16 protein-coding genes and 1 riboswitch are annotated in these 17105 nt (G+C 57.0%); of the genes, 11 read left to right on the top strand and 5 right to left on the bottom strand.

The genetic code is table 11. The features are described 5' to 3' along the window. A partial coding sequence (locus L0H14_RS08625; protein ID WP_301421668.1) for a biotin transporter BioY occupies window positions 1–331 on the top strand: 331 nt, incomplete at its 5' end. Window positions 332–552: 221 nt separating this feature from the next. Here the strand turns inward: L0H14_RS08625 and L0H14_RS08620 are convergent. Together L0H14_RS08620 and L0H14_RS08615 are read right to left on the bottom strand one after the other, a co-directional pair. Next, a complete protein-coding gene (locus L0H14_RS08620) occupies window positions 553–1839 on the bottom strand; it encodes an LLM class flavin-dependent oxidoreductase (RefSeq protein WP_301418479.1) in 1287 nt (428 codons plus the stop codon). Between the two features lie 11 nt (window positions 1840–1850). After that, window positions 1851–2615 (bottom strand): 3-oxoacyl-ACP reductase, encoded by a 765-nt coding sequence (locus tag L0H14_RS08615; protein WP_301418477.1) that lies wholly within the window; start codon window positions 2613–2615, stop codon window positions 1851–1853. Window positions 2616–2785: 170 nt separating this feature from the next. Continuing rightward, a riboswitch (TPP riboswitch) is annotated at window positions 2786–2879 on the bottom strand. Window positions 2880–3072: 193 nt separating this feature from the next. Here L0H14_RS08615 and bioB point away from each other — a divergent pair. After that, entirely contained in the window at window positions 3073–4275 is a 1203-nt protein-coding gene (gene bioB / locus L0H14_RS08610) for a biotin synthase BioB (RefSeq protein ID WP_301418475.1), read from the top strand. 14 nt (window positions 4276–4289) lie between these two features. On the opposite strand, the gene L0H14_RS08605 is transcribed toward bioB, so the two are convergent. Continuing rightward, window positions 4290–4907, bottom strand: coding sequence for a DUF2249 domain-containing protein (locus L0H14_RS08605; protein ID WP_301418472.1), 618 nt, complete (start codon window positions 4905–4907; stop codon window positions 4290–4292). A gap of 117 nt (window positions 4908–5024) precedes the next feature. On the opposite strand from L0H14_RS08605, the gene L0H14_RS08600 reads away from it, so the two are divergent. After that, window positions 5025–6629: a Na+/H+ antiporter NhaC family protein gene (locus L0H14_RS08600; RefSeq protein WP_301421667.1), complete on the top strand. Its 1605-nt coding sequence runs from the start codon at window positions 5025–5027 to the stop codon at window positions 6627–6629. Between the two features lie 176 nt (window positions 6630–6805). Here the strand turns inward: L0H14_RS08600 and L0H14_RS08595 are convergent, their stop codons facing one another. Continuing rightward, window positions 6806–7213, bottom strand: coding sequence for a VOC family protein (locus L0H14_RS08595; RefSeq protein WP_301418468.1), 408 nt, complete (start codon window positions 7211–7213; stop codon window positions 6806–6808). Between the two features lie 96 nt (window positions 7214–7309). Between L0H14_RS08595 and L0H14_RS08590 the strand changes: the two genes are divergently transcribed. Further along, entirely contained in the window at window positions 7310–7693 is a 384-nt protein-coding gene (locus tag L0H14_RS08590; protein WP_301421666.1) for a nuclear transport factor 2 family protein, read from the top strand. A 39-nt stretch (window positions 7694–7732) separates the two neighbouring features. Here the strand turns inward: L0H14_RS08590 and L0H14_RS08585 are convergent, their stop codons facing one another. After that, complete coding sequence (locus L0H14_RS08585; protein ID WP_301418465.1) at window positions 7733–8551, bottom strand: enoyl-CoA hydratase-related protein; 819 nt, start codon at window positions 8549–8551, stop codon at window positions 7733–7735. Between the two features lie 79 nt (window positions 8552–8630). On the opposite strand from L0H14_RS08585, the gene L0H14_RS08580 reads away from it, so the two are divergent. The 7 genes from L0H14_RS08580 (at window position 8631) to L0H14_RS08550 (ending at window position 17046) form a co-directional block, all read left to right on the top strand. Beyond that, the gene (locus tag L0H14_RS08580) at window positions 8631–10115 is read left to right on the top strand and encodes an MFS transporter (protein ID WP_301421665.1); all 1485 of its coding nucleotides are present in this window, start codon (window positions 8631–8633) and stop codon (window positions 10113–10115) included. After that, complete coding sequence (locus L0H14_RS08575; RefSeq protein ID WP_301418461.1) at window positions 10102–10632, top strand: TetR/AcrR family transcriptional regulator; 531 nt, start codon at window positions 10102–10104, stop codon at window positions 10630–10632. Before L0H14_RS08580 ends, L0H14_RS08575 begins: the two co-directional genes overlap by 14 nt. Window positions 10633–10683: 51 nt before the next feature. Then, window positions 10684–11130 (top strand): hypothetical protein, encoded by a 447-nt coding sequence (locus L0H14_RS08570; RefSeq protein ID WP_301421664.1) that lies wholly within the window; start codon window positions 10684–10686, stop codon window positions 11128–11130. A 3-nt stretch (window positions 11131–11133) separates the two neighbouring features. Continuing rightward, window positions 11134–12627: a lipase maturation factor family protein gene (locus L0H14_RS08565; RefSeq protein ID WP_301418457.1), complete on the top strand. Its 1494-nt coding sequence runs from the start codon at window positions 11134–11136 to the stop codon at window positions 12625–12627. Beyond that, on the top strand, window positions 12627–13799 hold the full coding sequence (locus tag L0H14_RS08560) for a lipase family protein (protein WP_301418455.1): 1173 nt from the start codon (window positions 12627–12629) through the stop codon (window positions 13797–13799). Before L0H14_RS08565 ends, L0H14_RS08560 begins: the two co-directional genes overlap by 1 nt. A gap of 191 nt (window positions 13800–13990) precedes the next feature. Continuing rightward, entirely contained in the window at window positions 13991–14989 is a 999-nt protein-coding gene (locus L0H14_RS08555) for a TAXI family TRAP transporter solute-binding subunit (protein WP_301418453.1), read from the top strand. Between the two features lie 80 nt (window positions 14990–15069). Next, complete coding sequence (locus L0H14_RS08550; protein ID WP_301421663.1) at window positions 15070–17046, top strand: TRAP transporter permease; 1977 nt, start codon at window positions 15070–15072, stop codon at window positions 17044–17046. The last annotated feature ends 59 nt before the right edge of the window (window positions 17047–17105 follow it).

Below are 17105 nucleotides of genomic sequence, written 5' to 3'. Positions count from 1 at the left end.
CTTTGTTTCTCCAACAGCCGGGTATCTCATCGGTTATGTCATTGCCCCCATTGTGATCGGACTGATTGTCAGAGGCCGTCCAACATGGCTGAGGGTGGGGTTGGGATGCCTGATCGGTGGTATCTTTTCGATCTACGTATTTGGTATTCCCGTACAGGCCTGGTTGACCGAGCTAAGTCTGGTCGAATCGCTGATCACGTCGCTGGTATTTCTCCCCGGTGATTTGACCAAAATGGTGGTCGCTACGCTGATAACCATGGCGCTGTTCCGTGCATCCCCGCAATCATTTGAGTCAGAAGGGGTGCAACGTGAGGTAGCTGTCGCCCATTGAGGCTCCAACTGCCATAACCGAGCTGCGTCAAGTACTCGCGATTGATGTGCTGTGAGGCGAGTTTTTTGGTTGCGCGCTCCAGAACGCTTGCCGCGAGCCATGGAGGCTAGTCTGCTGCCCCTGATTTCCTCCATGATAGATCTGGTTGCTAGCCCGGCGAGTAAACCTAGAGGGTTTTACGTGACAGCACCACACTCAACTCTTCAGGACGGTATCGGGTGCTATAAGCCGAGATGACCTCGCAGTGTGTCTGCGGTGTATTCGGTACGATACAATCCCCGCTGTTGCAGTATTGGCACCACTTGGTCCACAAAGTCTTCTAGCGCATGAGGCAGTAGTGGTGGCATCAGGTTGAAACCATCAGCGGCGCCGGCAACGAACCAGGATTCAATCTTGTCGGCGATTTGCTCGGGGGTCCCGATCATTGTGCAGTGCCCACCGCCAGCTGCCAGCAGGCCTAGCAGCTGGCGTACCGTTGGTTTTTCGGTCTCAACGATGCGCAAGATCGTCGCGTATCTTCCCTGCGGCCCAGGAAAGTCAGATGCAGGAGGCAATGTGGGGACAGGTTCGTCGAGGTTCCAATCGCTACAATCTTGGCCAACGAATGTGCTCAGTTGAGCAAGTGATTGTTTGGTGGGCAGTAAAGTGTCTAGCTCAGCTTTCTTAGCTTGTGCTTCCGCCTCAGTAGAGCCAACGTAGGTGACAAGGCCAGGCATGAAGGCTATTTTGGTTTCGTCCCGACCCTGCAAGGCAATGCGCCGTCTCACGTCCGAAGTGTATTCCCTTCCACTGGCAAGATCATAGGCAACAACATAGACTGCTTCGGCATATCGAGCAGCAAGTTCCCGTCCTGCTTCTGAGGCGCCGGCTTGGAATAACACCGGCCGGCCTTGGGGCCCACGTGGAACGTTGAGGGGTCCGGCGACTTGGAAATGTTGTCCGGTGTGGTCTATTGGATTGACCTTATCGGGGTCTGCGAAAATGTCTGCGCGGTCGGCAATGATGGCATCTTCTGCCCAGGAATCCCACAGGGCTAGGGCAGCATCAACAAATTCGGCGGCTCGAGCGTAACGTTCGTTACTGGTGGGCATGGCACTCATCGAGTGGTTGCGTGCTTCGACATCAAACATCGACGTAACGACGTTCCACCCAATTCGTCCCTGACTGATGTGGTCCAGCGAGGCAAGCATCCTTGCCGCATGAAACGGGGTGTGGAAGGTCGTCGACACTGTGGCGACCAACCCAATCCGACTGGTCTTGCGGGCTATGGCGGCCAAAGCAGTTAGCGGCTCCAGGAACCACAGCGGGCCGGAAGATGGGTCGCCCGCAGATTGTCCATCCGCGAAGAAGATTGCGTCAAAAAGGCCGCGTTCTGCAATCTGGGCCAATCGTTCATAGTAGCTGATGTCGCCTAGCTGTTCGACGGCGGAGGAAGGGTGTCGCCAGGCAGCCTGGTGATGCCCGCAGCCCATCAAGAAGGCGTTAAAGTGCAATTGTCGTGCGCTCATGCTGAAATCACCTAGTCCATCACGAGGCCGCCGTCGACCACCAGATTTTGTCCGGTGACGGCTCTAGACCACGGAGAAGCAAAGAACATAATGGCGTCGGCAAATTCGGCCGGCGTGGTGGCCTTACGCAACGGGGTAGACGAAGCGATGTAATCAAAGACCTCATTGGGTGTTGCCGCGCTGGCATCGGTGGTCTTTAACAGGCCTCCAGAAACCATATTCACCGAAATATTGTCTGGTCCCAAATCGGCTGCCAATGTACGTGTCAGAGCCAACAGTGCGGCTTTGGCAGCGGTGTAGTCATGGTAAGGCACGACAGGATCCTGAAACAGGTTTGTGCCGATGTTGATAACGCGGCCGAAACCGTGTTCACGCATGCCCGGCAATGCGGCTTGAACGGTATTGAGGGCACCGCGAACGCTGCCGGTGAACTGGGTGTCGAAACTGTTCCAATCGATGTCGGCCGGCCCGGGACGAGCATCTCCGTTGAAAGAAAAATCCACAAGAGCATTATTGACCACGGTGGTTACAGGTGTTTTGAAATGCTCGTGGGCTGCCTTAAACAGCGCGTCTACTGCGGAAGGATCCGTGATGTCGGCCTGGATGGCGACCGCGCGCTCCGGCCCAATGGTTGCCGCCAGCTCTTCGGCTGCTTGTGCGGATTCGCGGTAATTAATGACGATGCGCGAGCCCTCGGAGGCGAAGGCTTCAACGATGCAGCGGCCCAAACCTCGGGCGCCACCGGTTACTAGGACGAGTTGTTCTGGGAGGTTCATATGGTTGCACTTTCTTGGCTGCTCATAAATCGTGACAATACGATGGAAAAGATCTCAGCTTGACCAGGGACTTTTAGCGATGGGGCTACCGTAGAGCAGACTTCAGAAACGGTACCAAGAGCCAGTTTTGGGCCATAGAATTCAGCATGGCCGCGCAACTTAAGAATAAGCAAGAAAACTTGCAACATCCCTTCGCTAGTTCGAGCTAGATCAGGTTCAACGGGTATTTTCTCAGCGCCAGATGGCGCACCCCGTGTCCGCAGTCATGATACCCACAACGTATGGATGCTGGTCAAGGCTCGCTCGCCCCGGGCGGCTAAAGCCAGCGACTAACTGACCGGTGGGTTCTGCCGTGTCACCAACGTTTTGGCCGAGACCCGTCGGCCACGGTGGCAGGCGAGAAAACCGAAAATGACGGAATCTTGACAATCGGTGAACACTGTTCAATGATTGAACGATGTTCAATAAATTTACTGAGATAGCCGAGCGTGCATGTCAAGGTCACGCCGCTACAGCAGATGAAGCATTGGTCGTATTGCAATCGTCCGACGACCAGTTATTAGACCTCGTTGCTACGACATCGAAAGTGCGCCGGCAACACTTCGGCAATCTGGTGAAGATTAACTATCTGGTGAACCTAAAATCTGGGCTGTGCCCGGAAGATTGCGGGTACTGCTCCCAGCGTTTAGGGTCAGAGACCGACGTTCTGAAGTATCCGTGGCTGTCACAAGCAGATGCTCAACGTCAAGCAGAGTTTGGTCTATCTGGCGGCGCCTCTCGCGTCTGCCTGGTTGCTTCCGGGCGCGGCCCGTCGAACCGAGATGTCGGCAAAGTGTCCAATATGGTCACCTCGATCAAGTCCTCTAATCCGGGTGTCGAAGTCTGTGCCTGCCTAGGCTTTTTGAAAGACGGTCAAGCAGAAACTCTGAAGGCTTCAGGCGTGGATGCTTATAATCACAACCTCAATACCGCCGAATCCCACTATCCGGAAATTTGCTCTACCCACACTTTTGATGACCGGGTGGATACTGTCACACGTGCACGCGAGGCTGGGATGTCACCGTGTTCTGGACTCATTGTGGGGATGGGCGAAACTGACGAACAGGTCATTGAAGCCATTCAGGGATTGCAAGCGATCGACTCGGACTCAATTCCTGTCAATTTCTTGATCCCGTTTGAAGATACCCCGCTCGCGGGCACCTATGAATTATCGCCACAAAAATCGATGCGTATCTTGTGCGCGGTCCGGCTGATGTGCCCGGACCGTGAACTCCGTATCGCTGGCGGCCGTGAAATGCACCTGCGCAGCTGGCAACCATTGAGCCTGCACATTGCAAACTCCTTGTTCCTTGGCGATTATCTCACGGTGGAAGGACAAACAGCCGAAGCCGACCTAGATATGGTTGTCGACGGTGGTTTTGAGATCGTCGGCGCTGACGAGTCAGCAGTTGAACTGCGGGACCGTGTACGGGCGCACCGTCGTGCGCACCAACAGGCCTTCGAATCAGAAACTGTGCCGGACACTCCACCGGAACCCGGCGATACGTTAACGCTGCCGTGTGGCAAGTCGGCCGGCTCAAGTGCGGGATCAGGCGGGGCTGTTCCGATTCCCTCGATCCGACGTCGGGGTGCAGGTACAGATCAGGTCCCTAACGCCTGATCCGTTGTGCGCAGTCAAGCCATCGTGGGGGCAGCGGTGATGTTTAGCGTTGGCTTCCGCTGGTGAACGGTAAAGTACTGCAGACCGTTTGTGCCGGCAATGAACCGTCGGTGGGACTTGCGGGGGAGCCACAGCAGCATGCCTTGGTCGAGTGGTATCACGTCGAGTTCGGTCTGGAGTTTCCCGTCGCCCTGGATGATGAGAATCAGCACGTCGAGGTCGGGCCCTACATGTAACTCGATCTCGTCGTGGGGCGGCAGCGCAATGATATTCGCATCGAGATCTCGCGCGCCCGGCTCGAGCTGCCAAACAGAACCCTTCGCATCAACAGAGCTCGCGATTTCGGTCGTGTCAGCGACTCTGCGAGGCAATGCCGTGGTCGCACGTTTGGTAATGCGGATTCTGTGCTCACCGTTGTCGGTAGATAGGATCTCCCAATGGAACGACCCAGCGAATTCGCGCTCGAAGGCATCATGAAGATTCTGTGGTGGGTGACCGTCGAGCAAAATGAGTGCGTCGTCTACCCGGAGCTTCTGGTATGCATGAAGGGTCAACCGTTCCCCCTGGTTTGGGGGCATACCGCGGATGTCTACTTCGCACTCGCTAGTATTTTGCGTTCCACTGTGAGACATGACTACCTCGTAACTCTTGTGACACGGTACTTCCGATGATAATTCACCACCCCCGGACGTTTTTATCGGGGTACTGTAGTGGTATTTACATCGGCTGAAACTTGATGAGGTGCGATCGTGCTTGATGCCTATCCTATATTGACATTGTTACCCCCGCTGGTGGCGATCATATTGGTGATCGTCACGAAGAAAGTGTTGATATCACTCGGCGCGGGCATCCTGACAGCCGGCCTCCTGCTTGCTGATTTCAACCCAATCACCATGGTGGTCACTGTAGGAGAGGCTATTCTTCGCCTCGTGTGGGTTGACGACGCGATCAACTGGTACACGATCCTGATCGTCGCGTTTCTGTTCCAACTCGGAATTATCACTGCTCTTGTGATGATGTCTGGTGGTGCGTCGTCGTTTACCGAATGGGCCGCAAAGCGCATTCGAAAACGCCGCGGCGCGAAAGTCCTGACCGGGCTCTTGGGCATGCTCATCTTTATTGATGACTATTTCAATGCGCTCGCAGTCGGCCAGGTGGCCCGTCCAATTACCGATCGTTACCGCATTTCGCGGGCGAAACTTGCCTATCTCATTGACTCGAGCTCCGCGCCCGTCGTCGTGCTCATGCCGCTGTCTAGCTGGGGTGCCTCCATTATGGGCATTATGGCCCCGCTGCTTGCCAGCTCGGCACTCATGCTCACCCAGGTCGAAGCGTTCGTCCTGTCTGCGGCCATGAACTACTACGCGATTGCAGCACTAGTGCTCCTGTGGCTCACCATTCTCATGGGGCTGGACTTTGGGAGCATGCGCAGAGAAGAAGAGCGCGCCGTTCGCGGCGACGGCCTACAGAATCCAAAGGACGATACGCCTGACCCATTCGCCGATGATATGCCCAAGCACGAGCCAGGTGCCATGCGCGCTCTGGTGCTCCCGTTTATGATTCTGATTATCGGCGTGGTCGCTGCCATGTATGTTTCAGGTGGCATTCTCGGAGAAAGCTGGGGCATCCTGGATACCCTGGCTGCTGCCGACGTCGCGATTGCGCTCAATGTTGGCGGCGTAGCAGCCCTGATCGTTGCCGCGTACTACTGCATTCGTTATACCAAAGGGAACCCAGAATTCACGGCGGGTACAAAACGTCGCGGCACAGCGCACGGTGCGAAATCCATGCTGCCTGCAGTGCTCATCCTCTTATTTGCCTGGACACTTGGGGACCTGATCAGCGAGATGGGTACCGGCGAATTCCTGGCCTCGTTGGTTGAGGCTATGTCGATGTCTGCCGTATGGCTGATTCCAGTCATGTTTGTCATAGCGGGCCTGATGGCGTTTGCCACCGGTACATCATGGGGCGCATTCGGTATCCTGATCCCGCTGGCAGGCGAAATGATGAACGCTGTGCAGGGTGGCGATGAGTTCTTGATTGCAAGTTTCGGCGCCGTGCTTGCCGGAGCTGTCTGGGGAGACCACAGTTCACCGATTTCCGATACTACAATTCTGTCGAGTACGGGTGCTGCCTGTTCAGTGGCGGTTCACGTGGCCACTCAGTTGCCGTATGCGTTTGTGGGTGCCGTTTCATCTCTGGCAGGTTATGTTGTCTATGCCCTGACTCAAAACGGTGTCATTGGTCTGATCACAACGATTGCGTTGGTGTTCATCATCGCGATGGTCATCAGAAAGGTTCGTCCGCCGATCAAGGATCATGACGTGTCGGTCGCTAACCCTGCCCGGGCTTAGTGGCTAGTCCTCTGCCTTGAGCAGGGTATTGCGTTTTGCTACCTTGAGATCAATGCAAACCTTGGGAGTCTTTCTGATTTCAAGTGTTGGCAGAATAATCCATTACACACTTATTGGTAAACCGACTCCGCGGGCGAGGTCTGATGCTGGTCCCCCTGCTCTGCGTGTCAGCCCCGTTAGGATGCGGGGTTGTAGTTGAGTTGCCAGGAGACGCCGTAGCGGTCGTTGACCAAGCCGAACGGGCCGAAGCCGTAGTCGTCCAGGGGCATCAGCGCTTGGCCGCCGTCGGCCAGGGCTGTCCACAGTTGATCGAGTTGTTGCTGTGAAGTGCAATTGAAGAACAACGACATCGACGGGGTGAGGTCGAATTCGTGCTGAATCGAGCTGTCCATGATGTTGATGCGTAGGCCGGCAATGATGAAAGTTGCCAGCATGACCTTTCCCTCCATATCCGGTGTTTCGGCACCGTAACGGTTGATGGTGAGGACTTCACCGTCGAAGAGTTCTACGTAGTGGTTCATCGCTTCTTCGGCGCGCCCGTTCTGGAACATGAGGTGCGGCGTAAGTTGTTGAGCATCAGACATGAGATCTCCTTTGTACTGTGGCCAGCCTACTGGCCGGATGGCTATGGTTGGTTCGAACGCGTTGTCCAAGAACCGCGAAGTCGTCGGAGGTCAGTGATGCCCATTAAACCGCCTATCCCGCCGTTTACTCAAGAAACCGCGATCCAGAAGGTTCGCGCTGCTGAAGACGCCTGGAATAAACAAGAGCCCGAAAAAGTCGCAATGGCCTATACGCCCGATAGTCGGTGGCGCAATCGGGATACGTTTCTGCAGGGACGCGATGAGATCGTGGAGTTTTTGCAGCAGAAATGGGCGCGCGAATTGAACTACCGGCTCATTAAAGAACTCTGGGCGTTTACCGACAATCGGATTGCTGTTCGGTACTGCTATGAATCCCAGTCCACTACCGGGCAGTGGTACCGCTCCTACGGCAATGAGTACTGGGAGTTCGGCACCCCGCGTCCGGAGGAGCATCCAGGACTCAGTGAACTTGGGTTGTGATGTGCACCCTGGGCGAGAGCATCCCGATGCCGGGCATTATCAGACACCTTTGTTCTTCCGTTCGGCCAAATAAGCTAGTTGTTTGTTGACGGCGTCCAACTGTTCGGGCGCGCCCACGAGTTCCGCGAGGGCTCGTTGTTCGCTGTCGAAGCCTTCTGACAGCTCTACGTTCCCAGCCATATCGATAAGTTTCTTAGCCCAAACTAGTGCCGGGCGAGATTTGTTCGCGATGTGCCGGCCCAGCTCGAGTGCGCGTCCCACAGGATCATCGTGCACTTCGTCTGCGACACCGATTTCTCCTGCGTGGCGGCCCGAAAACACTTCGCCGGTGAAGGTGAGGAGTTTCGCCTTCGATGCGCCCACACGTCGAGGCAATACTTGGGTGCCGGACAGATCGGGGATGATGCCCCAGTTGATCTCCATCATCGACATCTTCGTGTCAGGAGCCACGACGGTCACGTCAGCCCCGATCGCCAACTGCAGCCCGCCACCCATGGCGACTCCATGCACACCGGCGATGACGGGGACTTCGAGCAGGGACCAAATGTGCACGGACTGCTGTCCAAGAGCTCGCGCTGCGCCAAGACGCTCACCGAGCACAACCGCAGAACTTTCCTCGCCGCCCTGTATGGTTTTGAACTCTTTGAGGTCCAGCCCTGCGCAGAAAGCTTGGCCGGCGCCCGTGATGACAACGCAAGCCGCGGATTCATTGCTGCGTAGTCGTTGGCCAATTTCCACGAGGTCTTCGAAGGTTTCTTTGGTCAATGAGTTGAGTTTTTCGGGACGTTGGAGCTGGACATGAGCCAGTCGATTGTCGATGGTGAGCGTAACGGTGCCGTGCGCGGCAGTCTCTGTCATAGTTCTCCTTTGGTAGTGCTGGTTCGAGCATACGACAAGTGTCTAGTAACTGTACCGAACGTTTGGTACAGTTACTCGGGTGAATAGTTTTCCGCCTCAGCCGACCTCCACCGCGAAACAGCGATGGACCTTCCTCGCCATCATCAGCGCTGCCTTGTTCCTGGTGGGCGCCGATAACTCTGTGCTCTACACCGCCCTGCCTGAGCTGCGTGACCAACTCGGAACCACGCCCCTGCAGGGCCTGTGGATTATCAATGCCTACCCGTTGGTGCTGTCCGGCTTGTTGCTGGGGACCGGCACGCTGGGGGATAAGATCGGGCACCGCCTGATGTTCCTTATCGGCGTCACTATCTTCGGGATCGGTTCCCTGGCCGCGGCATTTTCGCCAAGTGCCTGGACGCTGATAGCCGCTCGCGGCCTGCTCGGCGTCGGTGCTGCAACGATGATGCCGGCCAGCCTGGCCCTGGTCCGCATCACGTTTACCAATGTGCGTGAACGCAATTTGGCCATCGCGGTGTGGATGTCCGTGGCCGTGGTGGGCGCTGCCGCCGGACCCCTGCTTGGTGGCTTGCTTTTGGAGTTCTTCTGGTGGGGATCAGTATTCCTCATCAACGTGCCCGTCGTCATCGTCACCCTGATTGCCACGCTTGCCGTCGCACCACCGAATATAACCAACCCGAATAAACACTGGGACTTTATTTCCTCAGTCTGGGCCATGTTGGCCATGGTCGGGCTAGTGATGGCGATTAAAGAGCTCGCGAACCCTGACCGCGCAGCGTGGCTGCTGATTGTCTCGACCGTTGGCGGGGCTATTGGTCTGCTGTTGTTTATCTTCCGACAACGTGTGCTGGAACAGCCCTTACTGGATGCCAGCGTTTTCAAGAATCGGATCTTTACCGGTGGCGTGCTCACTGCCGGGCTGATGATGTTCGTGGTCGCCGGCGTTGAGCTGATGACCACCCAGCGATTCCAAACAGCCGGCGGCTTCTCGCCGCTGGAAGCCGGAGCGCTGGTGGTAGCCATCGCGGTACCGGCGATCCCAGCATCACTTCTGGGCGGTTCCATATTGCATCGCGTCGGGTTCATTCCGTTGATCACCGGTGGCTTCGCACTGATGGGTACCGGCATCGGCCTGGCCGTATGGACGTTCAACATGGACTCGTTGACGCCATTTATTGTCAGTTTGGTGCTAGCTGGTACCGGCGGTGGGCTCGCTTCCTCCGTGGCCTCGACGGCGATCTTGGGCGCGGCCCCGGTCGACAAAGCAGGTATGGCGTCCTCGGTGGAGTCCGTATCGTATGAATTCGGTACCCTCATTTCGGTGGCCATCTTTGGTTCGCTGCTGCCATTCTTTTACGCACTGTCCGCACCGTCGGAAGTCGCCGGCGATGTTGATCACGGAGTGGAGCATGCAGTGCATGGGCCCGCGGCAATCGAAGCTTATGACGGCGCGTATCTGACCATTTTGGTGATTGTCGGCGTCGTTGCCTTTGCGGCTGCAGCCGCGACGGCTTATTGTTTCCGTGGGAACCCGAAAGAAGCTGATGTTGATGCGTCCGAGTAAAAAAGAAGCAATCCTCAACGCCGCCGTCGAGCTGATCGAACAAGACGGTCTGGAAGCAGTGTCCTATGAGGCGCTGGCCGAGGCCTCGGGCATGTCCAAATCCGGCATCGTCTATCATTTCCCGTCCCGCTACGAGATAATGCGGGGTATTCACCAGCACCTTGCGGATCAGTGGGAACAAGAGCTCGAAGAAGCGGCGGGTGGCCCGGCCGAGTCGCTTACTGGTTCCCAGCGCCTGCGCGCCGTCGTGTTGTCGCTGAACCGTAGTGCCACCAAGGCTGATCTATTACTGGAGGTCGACGCCAGAGGCCAGCCGGAGTTCGCTGAGATCTGGCGTCAGGTCGATGATCGTTGGGCGCCGTCGCCGCAAAATATTGAACACGACGACGACGCTCGACGGGACTATCTGGTGCAACTATTGGCCGATGGGTTGTGGACGCACGACTATGTACACGAGACACCTTTAACGCCATCTCAACGCAAGGTTCTGACCGACGCGATCTTGCAGCTGCTGTGATCGCTCGGCTGGGACAACGCTTCCGCACATGCGACACAATGCTCTACAATCGTGGACATGACCCACCCCCGCGACGGCGACCGCTACCTTCCCGGTGCCCCCACGAATCCGTCCAACGGCTTCACTGCCGCGCTCTCTCGCAATGAGCTGTTCAGTGGCATGTCCCTGAACCGGATCGCCGATGTCCTCGAGCCAGGTGAGACGGTGCTTCTGGCGCTGCCCGCGGTCGCCAGCGACAACCCGAAAGTCCTAATGGTCACCAACCACCGAGTGGTGCTCGCCAAGATCAAGGGCCTGCTCAGTCGCGCCCGCGTACTCCGCTCGGAGCCGCCGGCGCGCGTACGCGGGATACGCTTCCGCGGGAGGGTGCTGTCTCTGCTGACGGTGCGCATCGACGGTGCCCGCAATATCCGGTTGATGCCCCACCGCGCCAAGGATGCCTCCCGCTTCACCGAGGAGTTCCAGCAACTGATCCGGACGGGACAAATGCCGGTGTGAGCGATGGACTTCAGTGCTTGGCTTCCACTGCTGGAAGCTACCGATTACACGATCGCGCGAGAGGTCTTGCTTCGTGGCGTGGCGACCCTGTATTTCGTGGCGTTCTTGGGGGCCTTCAACCAATTCCCTGCACTCCTTGGTGAACGCGGTCTGTCACCGGCACCTGAATTCATTGAGCGCACGAGCGCTCGCAACGGACCAAGCCTGTTTCGCTGGCGATTCACTCCCTACAGCGACCGGTTGCTGCGCATCGTCTGTCTGATCGGTATGGCATTGAGCCTGTGCGTCGTCGTCGGTATTGTGCAGCTGGGACCGGCATGGACCACGATTCCGGTGTTTTTGATCATGTGGTGGCTGTACCTTTCGATCGTGAGCATCGGCCAGTACTATTACGGTTTCGGCTGGGAATCGCTGCTGCTTGAAGTGGGTTTTATTGTGGCGTTTCTTGGAACCTGGGACGTGGCGCCGCCGTTTCTGATCCTGCTATTCCTGCGCTGGACCGTGTTCCGCGTGGAGTTTGGCGCCGGCATGATCAAGATGCGCGGGGATACCTCGTGGCGAGACTTCACGGCCATGAATTATCACCACCAAACCCAGCCGATGCCAAATCTGCTGAGTCGGTGGGCGCACCAGAAACCACAGTGGTGGCATAAGGCTGAGACACTTGGCAGTCACGTCATCCAATTGGTGTTTCCCTGGCTGCTGTTCTTCCCGCAACCAATTGCTTCGATCGCGGCATGCGTCATTATTCTCAGTCAACTGGCGTTGGTGGCAACCGGGAACTATGCGTGGCTGAACTGGCTCACCATTCTGGTGGCGTTCTCTGCGCTCAGCGACTCGTTCTTGCGCTCGCTGGTTGGCGGAGGCTGGCCCGGTTGGGGATGGGAGCAGGTAGTTGCTGTACTGAATGGGCAGGTGACGACGCAGTCATCGGCGTGGTTGCTGCTAACCGCCGTCGCTTTCCTCTTTCTGTGTGCGCTGAGTTGGCGCCCACTGCTCAATCTGTTCTCTTCGAGGCAGCGCATGAACGCGAGCTTCAATCGCTGGCACCTGGTGAATGCCTATGGTGCATTCGGTTCGATGACGCAGGTCCGGCGGGAGCTGATCATCGAGGGTACCCTGAGTACCGATCCGTCATCGGAGACCGGCTGGCAAGCCTACGAATTCAAGGGCAAGCCCGGCGACGTCTATCGAAGAGCGCCACAGGTCGCACCGTATCATTTACGGTTGGATTGGATGATGTGGTTTCTGGCACTGGGCTCGGGTGAGGCGCTCTGGTTTCGGCGCTTGCTCGATAAGATCGTCGACGGCGACCCGGCCATCCGCCGATTGCTGGGCACGGACCCGTTCAACGGTCAGCCGCCGGTGCTCATCCGTGTCCGGGTCTTCGAGTATCGATATGCCACTGCGCAAGAGCGCCGGGAAACCGGTCAGTGGTGGTGGCGCAAAGAACTCGGCATCCTCGTACCGCCGTACGGCGGGCAAGGAGCAGCATAATGTGGGGGCGTAGGAGAATGCGCTTCGGTGCTGCCGTGTTGATGACGCTGGCACTTGGGTTGACGGCGTGCCAAACGGAGCAGGCCTCACCGGAAACAACCGAGTTTTGGGATGTTCACGAAACCCCCGATAGTGGTGCGAAGAGTGGAGAAATCCATTCGACCCAGCAGCGCGACGATGCGCCAGATGGGGCACAAGGCTGGAACATCATTTACGTCTCAGAAATCCTGGATGACACCTATGAGTATGTTTCCGGGGAAGTGTATGTTCCTGACGAACCCAGCGAAAACCCCCGAGATGTGGTGTTATGGAATCACCAGACGACCGGGCTACCCGATGAGTGCGCGCCGTCGCGGACCGAAATCGATGACACGCGAATCCCTGAGCTCGAGCAACTGTTGCACGACGGCCACATCGTGGTCGGCAGTGACTATCCGGGGCAAGGACTCCCGGGGCCCGTCTACTACATGGTGGGACAGGCCAATGCTCGCGCCTCACTCGATGCGCTGAAAGCCGCCGAACATCTGCCCAACGTCCAGACGAGCGGAAAATTTGTGCAGTACGGCTTTTCGCAGGGCGGGCAAACCACCATGCATGCCGAAGCGATGGTCGAGGACTACGCCGCAGACTTTGAACTGATGGGCTCTGCACTGTTGTCACCTGCGGTCCGAGTGCAAGACCTGACCGCTCACGCCATGACGGATGCTGAGCTTACCGGTTTCGCCCTCTCTATGCTCTCGGGTCTCAAAACAGCGAATCCCGAGCTGGTCTACGAGGACTTTTTGCGGCAGGAAGGCATTGCGATTCTTCCGGAAGTCGATACCGGGTGCTGGGACATTTGGCAGGTAGCATCATCTGCCGAAGATCCCTACCGTGACACCGCGATGCAAGAAGACAGTGACTGGGTCGCGGCAATGGACGACGTCGACGATTTTGAACCGGCAGGTTCCTCCCCGTTTCTCGTGCATCACAGTGTTGCCGACGCCATTGCGCCCGTGGAACAGGCTCGACGCGAGGTGGACCGGCTGTGTGAGGCGGGCAACGCGGTCGAGTATCACGAATACGACGACTTAGAGCACGGGTCGGTCGTGGTGGAGGCCGCGCCGAGTTTTCCTGCCTGGGCCCAAGCTCGTTTCAGCGGTAAAACGGCAATGGATCATTGCCAGAAATGACCGGACACGGGCTAAACGGGGATTAAGGTCCCTGGAAGGTCAGAACACCTGTTGCATGTGACGTACGTCATGTTAGCCTGTCAATGAAATTATGAACTCACCTGCGACATCGGCGTTTGCTGGTACCTCTGAACAGCAGTCCTTTCGATGCTCGCAGACTCATCACTCATACACCAAAAGGGGAGTTCCCGATGAAAGCTCGTCGAATCATCACTGGTATTACTACTGCCGCCGCGATGCTGGCGTTCACCGCGTGTGGCGGAGATGGCGGCAATGGCGGGGAAGCAGAAAGTGAAGAAAACTTCACCACTGATCTCGTGTTTGCAACCGGTGGCACTGCCGGCGTGTATTACCCGTTTGGTGGCGAACTTGCCACCATCTACGAAAATGAAATCGAAGACGTCACTGTCAACTACGTGGAATCCGGCGGTTCCGCAGAGAACGTTGGGAAAATTTATCAAGAAGAATGGCAGATTGGCTTTGCCGATAATGGCACCGCAAATCTTGCCGTCCAGGGTGAACTGCCCGGCCTGGAAGGTGAGTCCCTCGACAACGTCGGCTGGATCGCCAACCTCTACCCGGAAGCTCTGCACATCGTCGTCCGCGATGACTCAGACTTTGAAAGTGTAGCCGACCTCGAGGGCGCCACGATCGCCGTTGGTGACGCCGGTTCCGGAACGCGCATTACCTCTGACGCCGTGCTCGGGGCCTATGGTCTTGAAGAAGGCGACTACGAGCCAGAAGTGACGGACTTCGGCTCGTCCACAGAGATGCTTGCCGATAACCAGATCGATGCGACCATGTTCGTGGTTGGTACCCCGGTAGCCGGTCTGACCCAGTTGTCAGCCCAGACCGATGTCCGGTTGCTACCGGTCGACTCAGACGTAGCCGCCGAAGTCGAAGACGCCGGCAACGAGACCCAGTACGATATTCCGGCTGATGCCTATGACTTCCTTGAAGAAGACGTTGAAACACTGGCGGTCTTCGCTGCGATCGTTGCCTCGACGACGCAGGTCAGTGATGACGTGGGCTACGAAATCGCCAAGGCAACCTTCGAAAACGCCGACAGTATTACGGTAGAGGCCGCACAGTTCGTCGACATTGAAGAAGCAGTCCTTGGTATTGGCGATATCCCCCTTCACCCGGGTGCCCAGCGCTACTTTGAAGAAGAAGGCATCGAATTGCCATGATGCAATCCAAGAGCCGAGATCACTCGGGCTCTTCGGTTGCTGTCACTCCCCAGGGGGTGACAGCTGCCGGGGAGCCAAATTTGTCTCAAAAGAACGCAGATGAAGTCCTTCGCAAACACGACACCTCCAGTAGGTACCGAACCAACCTTGGATGGTTTGGTTGGGTTGTTGGAATCATTTCCATTATTTTTACCCTTTACCACCTCTATGCCGCACTGGAGCGGCCGTTTAATACCTGGATCCATTCGGCGTTCCACCTCGGGGGCGGTACAGCATTGATTTTCATGCTGTACCCGGCCAGTAAAAAACTGTTGACCCTTCAGGCCACGGGCAACCGCTGGAAAGACATCGTCCTTGGACGCGGTCGCGGGGTGCCCTGGTACGATGTGGCGCTTGCAGGAACAGCGATCTACTGCAATGCCTACCTGTACTTCAACTACGAGCAACTCACCGGCAACGCGGTGCAGGTGCTGGGATACTCCACCCACGACTACATTGTGGCTACCCTCGGTATCCTGTTGGTGCTCGAAGGAACTCGTCGGTGCGTGGGCCTACCGATCATCATCATTGCGGTCGTGGCCATCCTGTACGCACTGTTTGGGAACTACAGCCCCGTCTTCCGGCATGCTGGCATGTCTTGGGAAACGTTCTCCACCAACATGTTTATGTCGAGTGGATCAGGAATATTCAGTATTCCAATTCAAGTGTCGGGGCAGTTTATTTTCTTGTTCCTGTTCTTCGCGGTCGTGTTGATGAGAACCAATATTGGCCAGCTCTTCAACGACCTCGCCTTCCGGTTGGCCGGCAAATACGTGGGTGGACCGGCAAAAGCCGCGGTTGTGGCATCCGGTCTGCAGGGCATGATATCCGGATCGGCGGTCGCCAATACGGTGGCATCCGGCTCGTTCACCATCCCCATGATGAAAAAGGCCGGCTTCAAACCACACGTTGCAGCAGCCACCGAGGCAACCGCATCGACAGGTGGCCAGCTCATGCCACCGATCATGGGCTCGGCTGCCTTCATTATGGCCCAAAACGTGCCGGACGTAACGTACAACGACATCATCATTATCGCCATCATTCCGGCGCTACTGTACTTCCTCGGCGCGTTCCTCTCCGTGCACTTCGATGCGAAGAAGAACATGCTGCACGGTCTACCAGTTGAAGAACTCCCCACATGGAGGTCCCTGCTGAACCGCATCGACCTGATGCTGCCGCTGGTTGTGATTGTCACGACGCTGGTGGTCGGATTTACCCCGATGCGCGCAGCACTGCTGGGCATTGTGACCGCCTTTTTGTTGAGTTTCATCCGTGCCTCCACCCGACTCGGGTTCCGCGGTATGGTCGACATGCTCATTGACGCCGCACGTACCGCGCTGCCAGTGATCGCCGCCTGTGCGACCGCCGGTATTGTGGCAGGAACCGTCACTTCGACCGGACTAGCCGGCCAGCTGGGCCAAGGACTGATCGCGCTGGCGGGCGGAAGCTTCCTGATCGTGCTCGTCCTGGTGATGATCGCGTGCATCATCATGGGGATGGGACTCCCGACCACCGCAAACTACGTTGTTACCTCAACGGTTGCGGCACCGATCCTCTACAACAATTTCGATGTTCCCATCCTGGCGGCACATTTCTTCGTGTTCTTCTTCGGGATATTATCCGAAGTGACGCCACCGGTCTGTCTGGCGGCGTATGCGGGGGCGGGATTAGCCAATGCGAATCCGATGACCACCGGGTTTACCGCGCTGAAAATAGCGGTAGCCGGGTTCCTGGTTCCATATGTGCTTATCTTCGAGCCCGCGATGCTGCTCGATGGACCGGTCACGGACCTCATACCAGCATTCGTGACCGTGGTGATAGGCATGGTGGCTCTGGCGGCAGGGTTAGCCGGCCACTTCTTGACCACCGCGAATGTGCTGGAACGGACCGTGCTGATCGTAAGCGGTGTCCTGCTGGTGGTTCCACAACTGATGGTCTCGGCTATCGGAGCCATCGGCCTGATCATTATCCTGGTCATTCAGTATCGCAAAGCGTCTCGCGAACGCAAAAATGTCTAGGCGTGCGAACGCACGCCGTCGTCATTATTCAAATGAGGTGATGACGACGCGGTTCACCT

The organism is Yaniella sp. (genome assembly GCF_030453185.1).
Taxonomy (GTDB): Bacteria; Actinomycetota; Actinomycetes; order Actinomycetales; family Micrococcaceae; genus Yaniella.
This window is presented reverse-complemented; position numbering and strand designations above follow the sequence as displayed.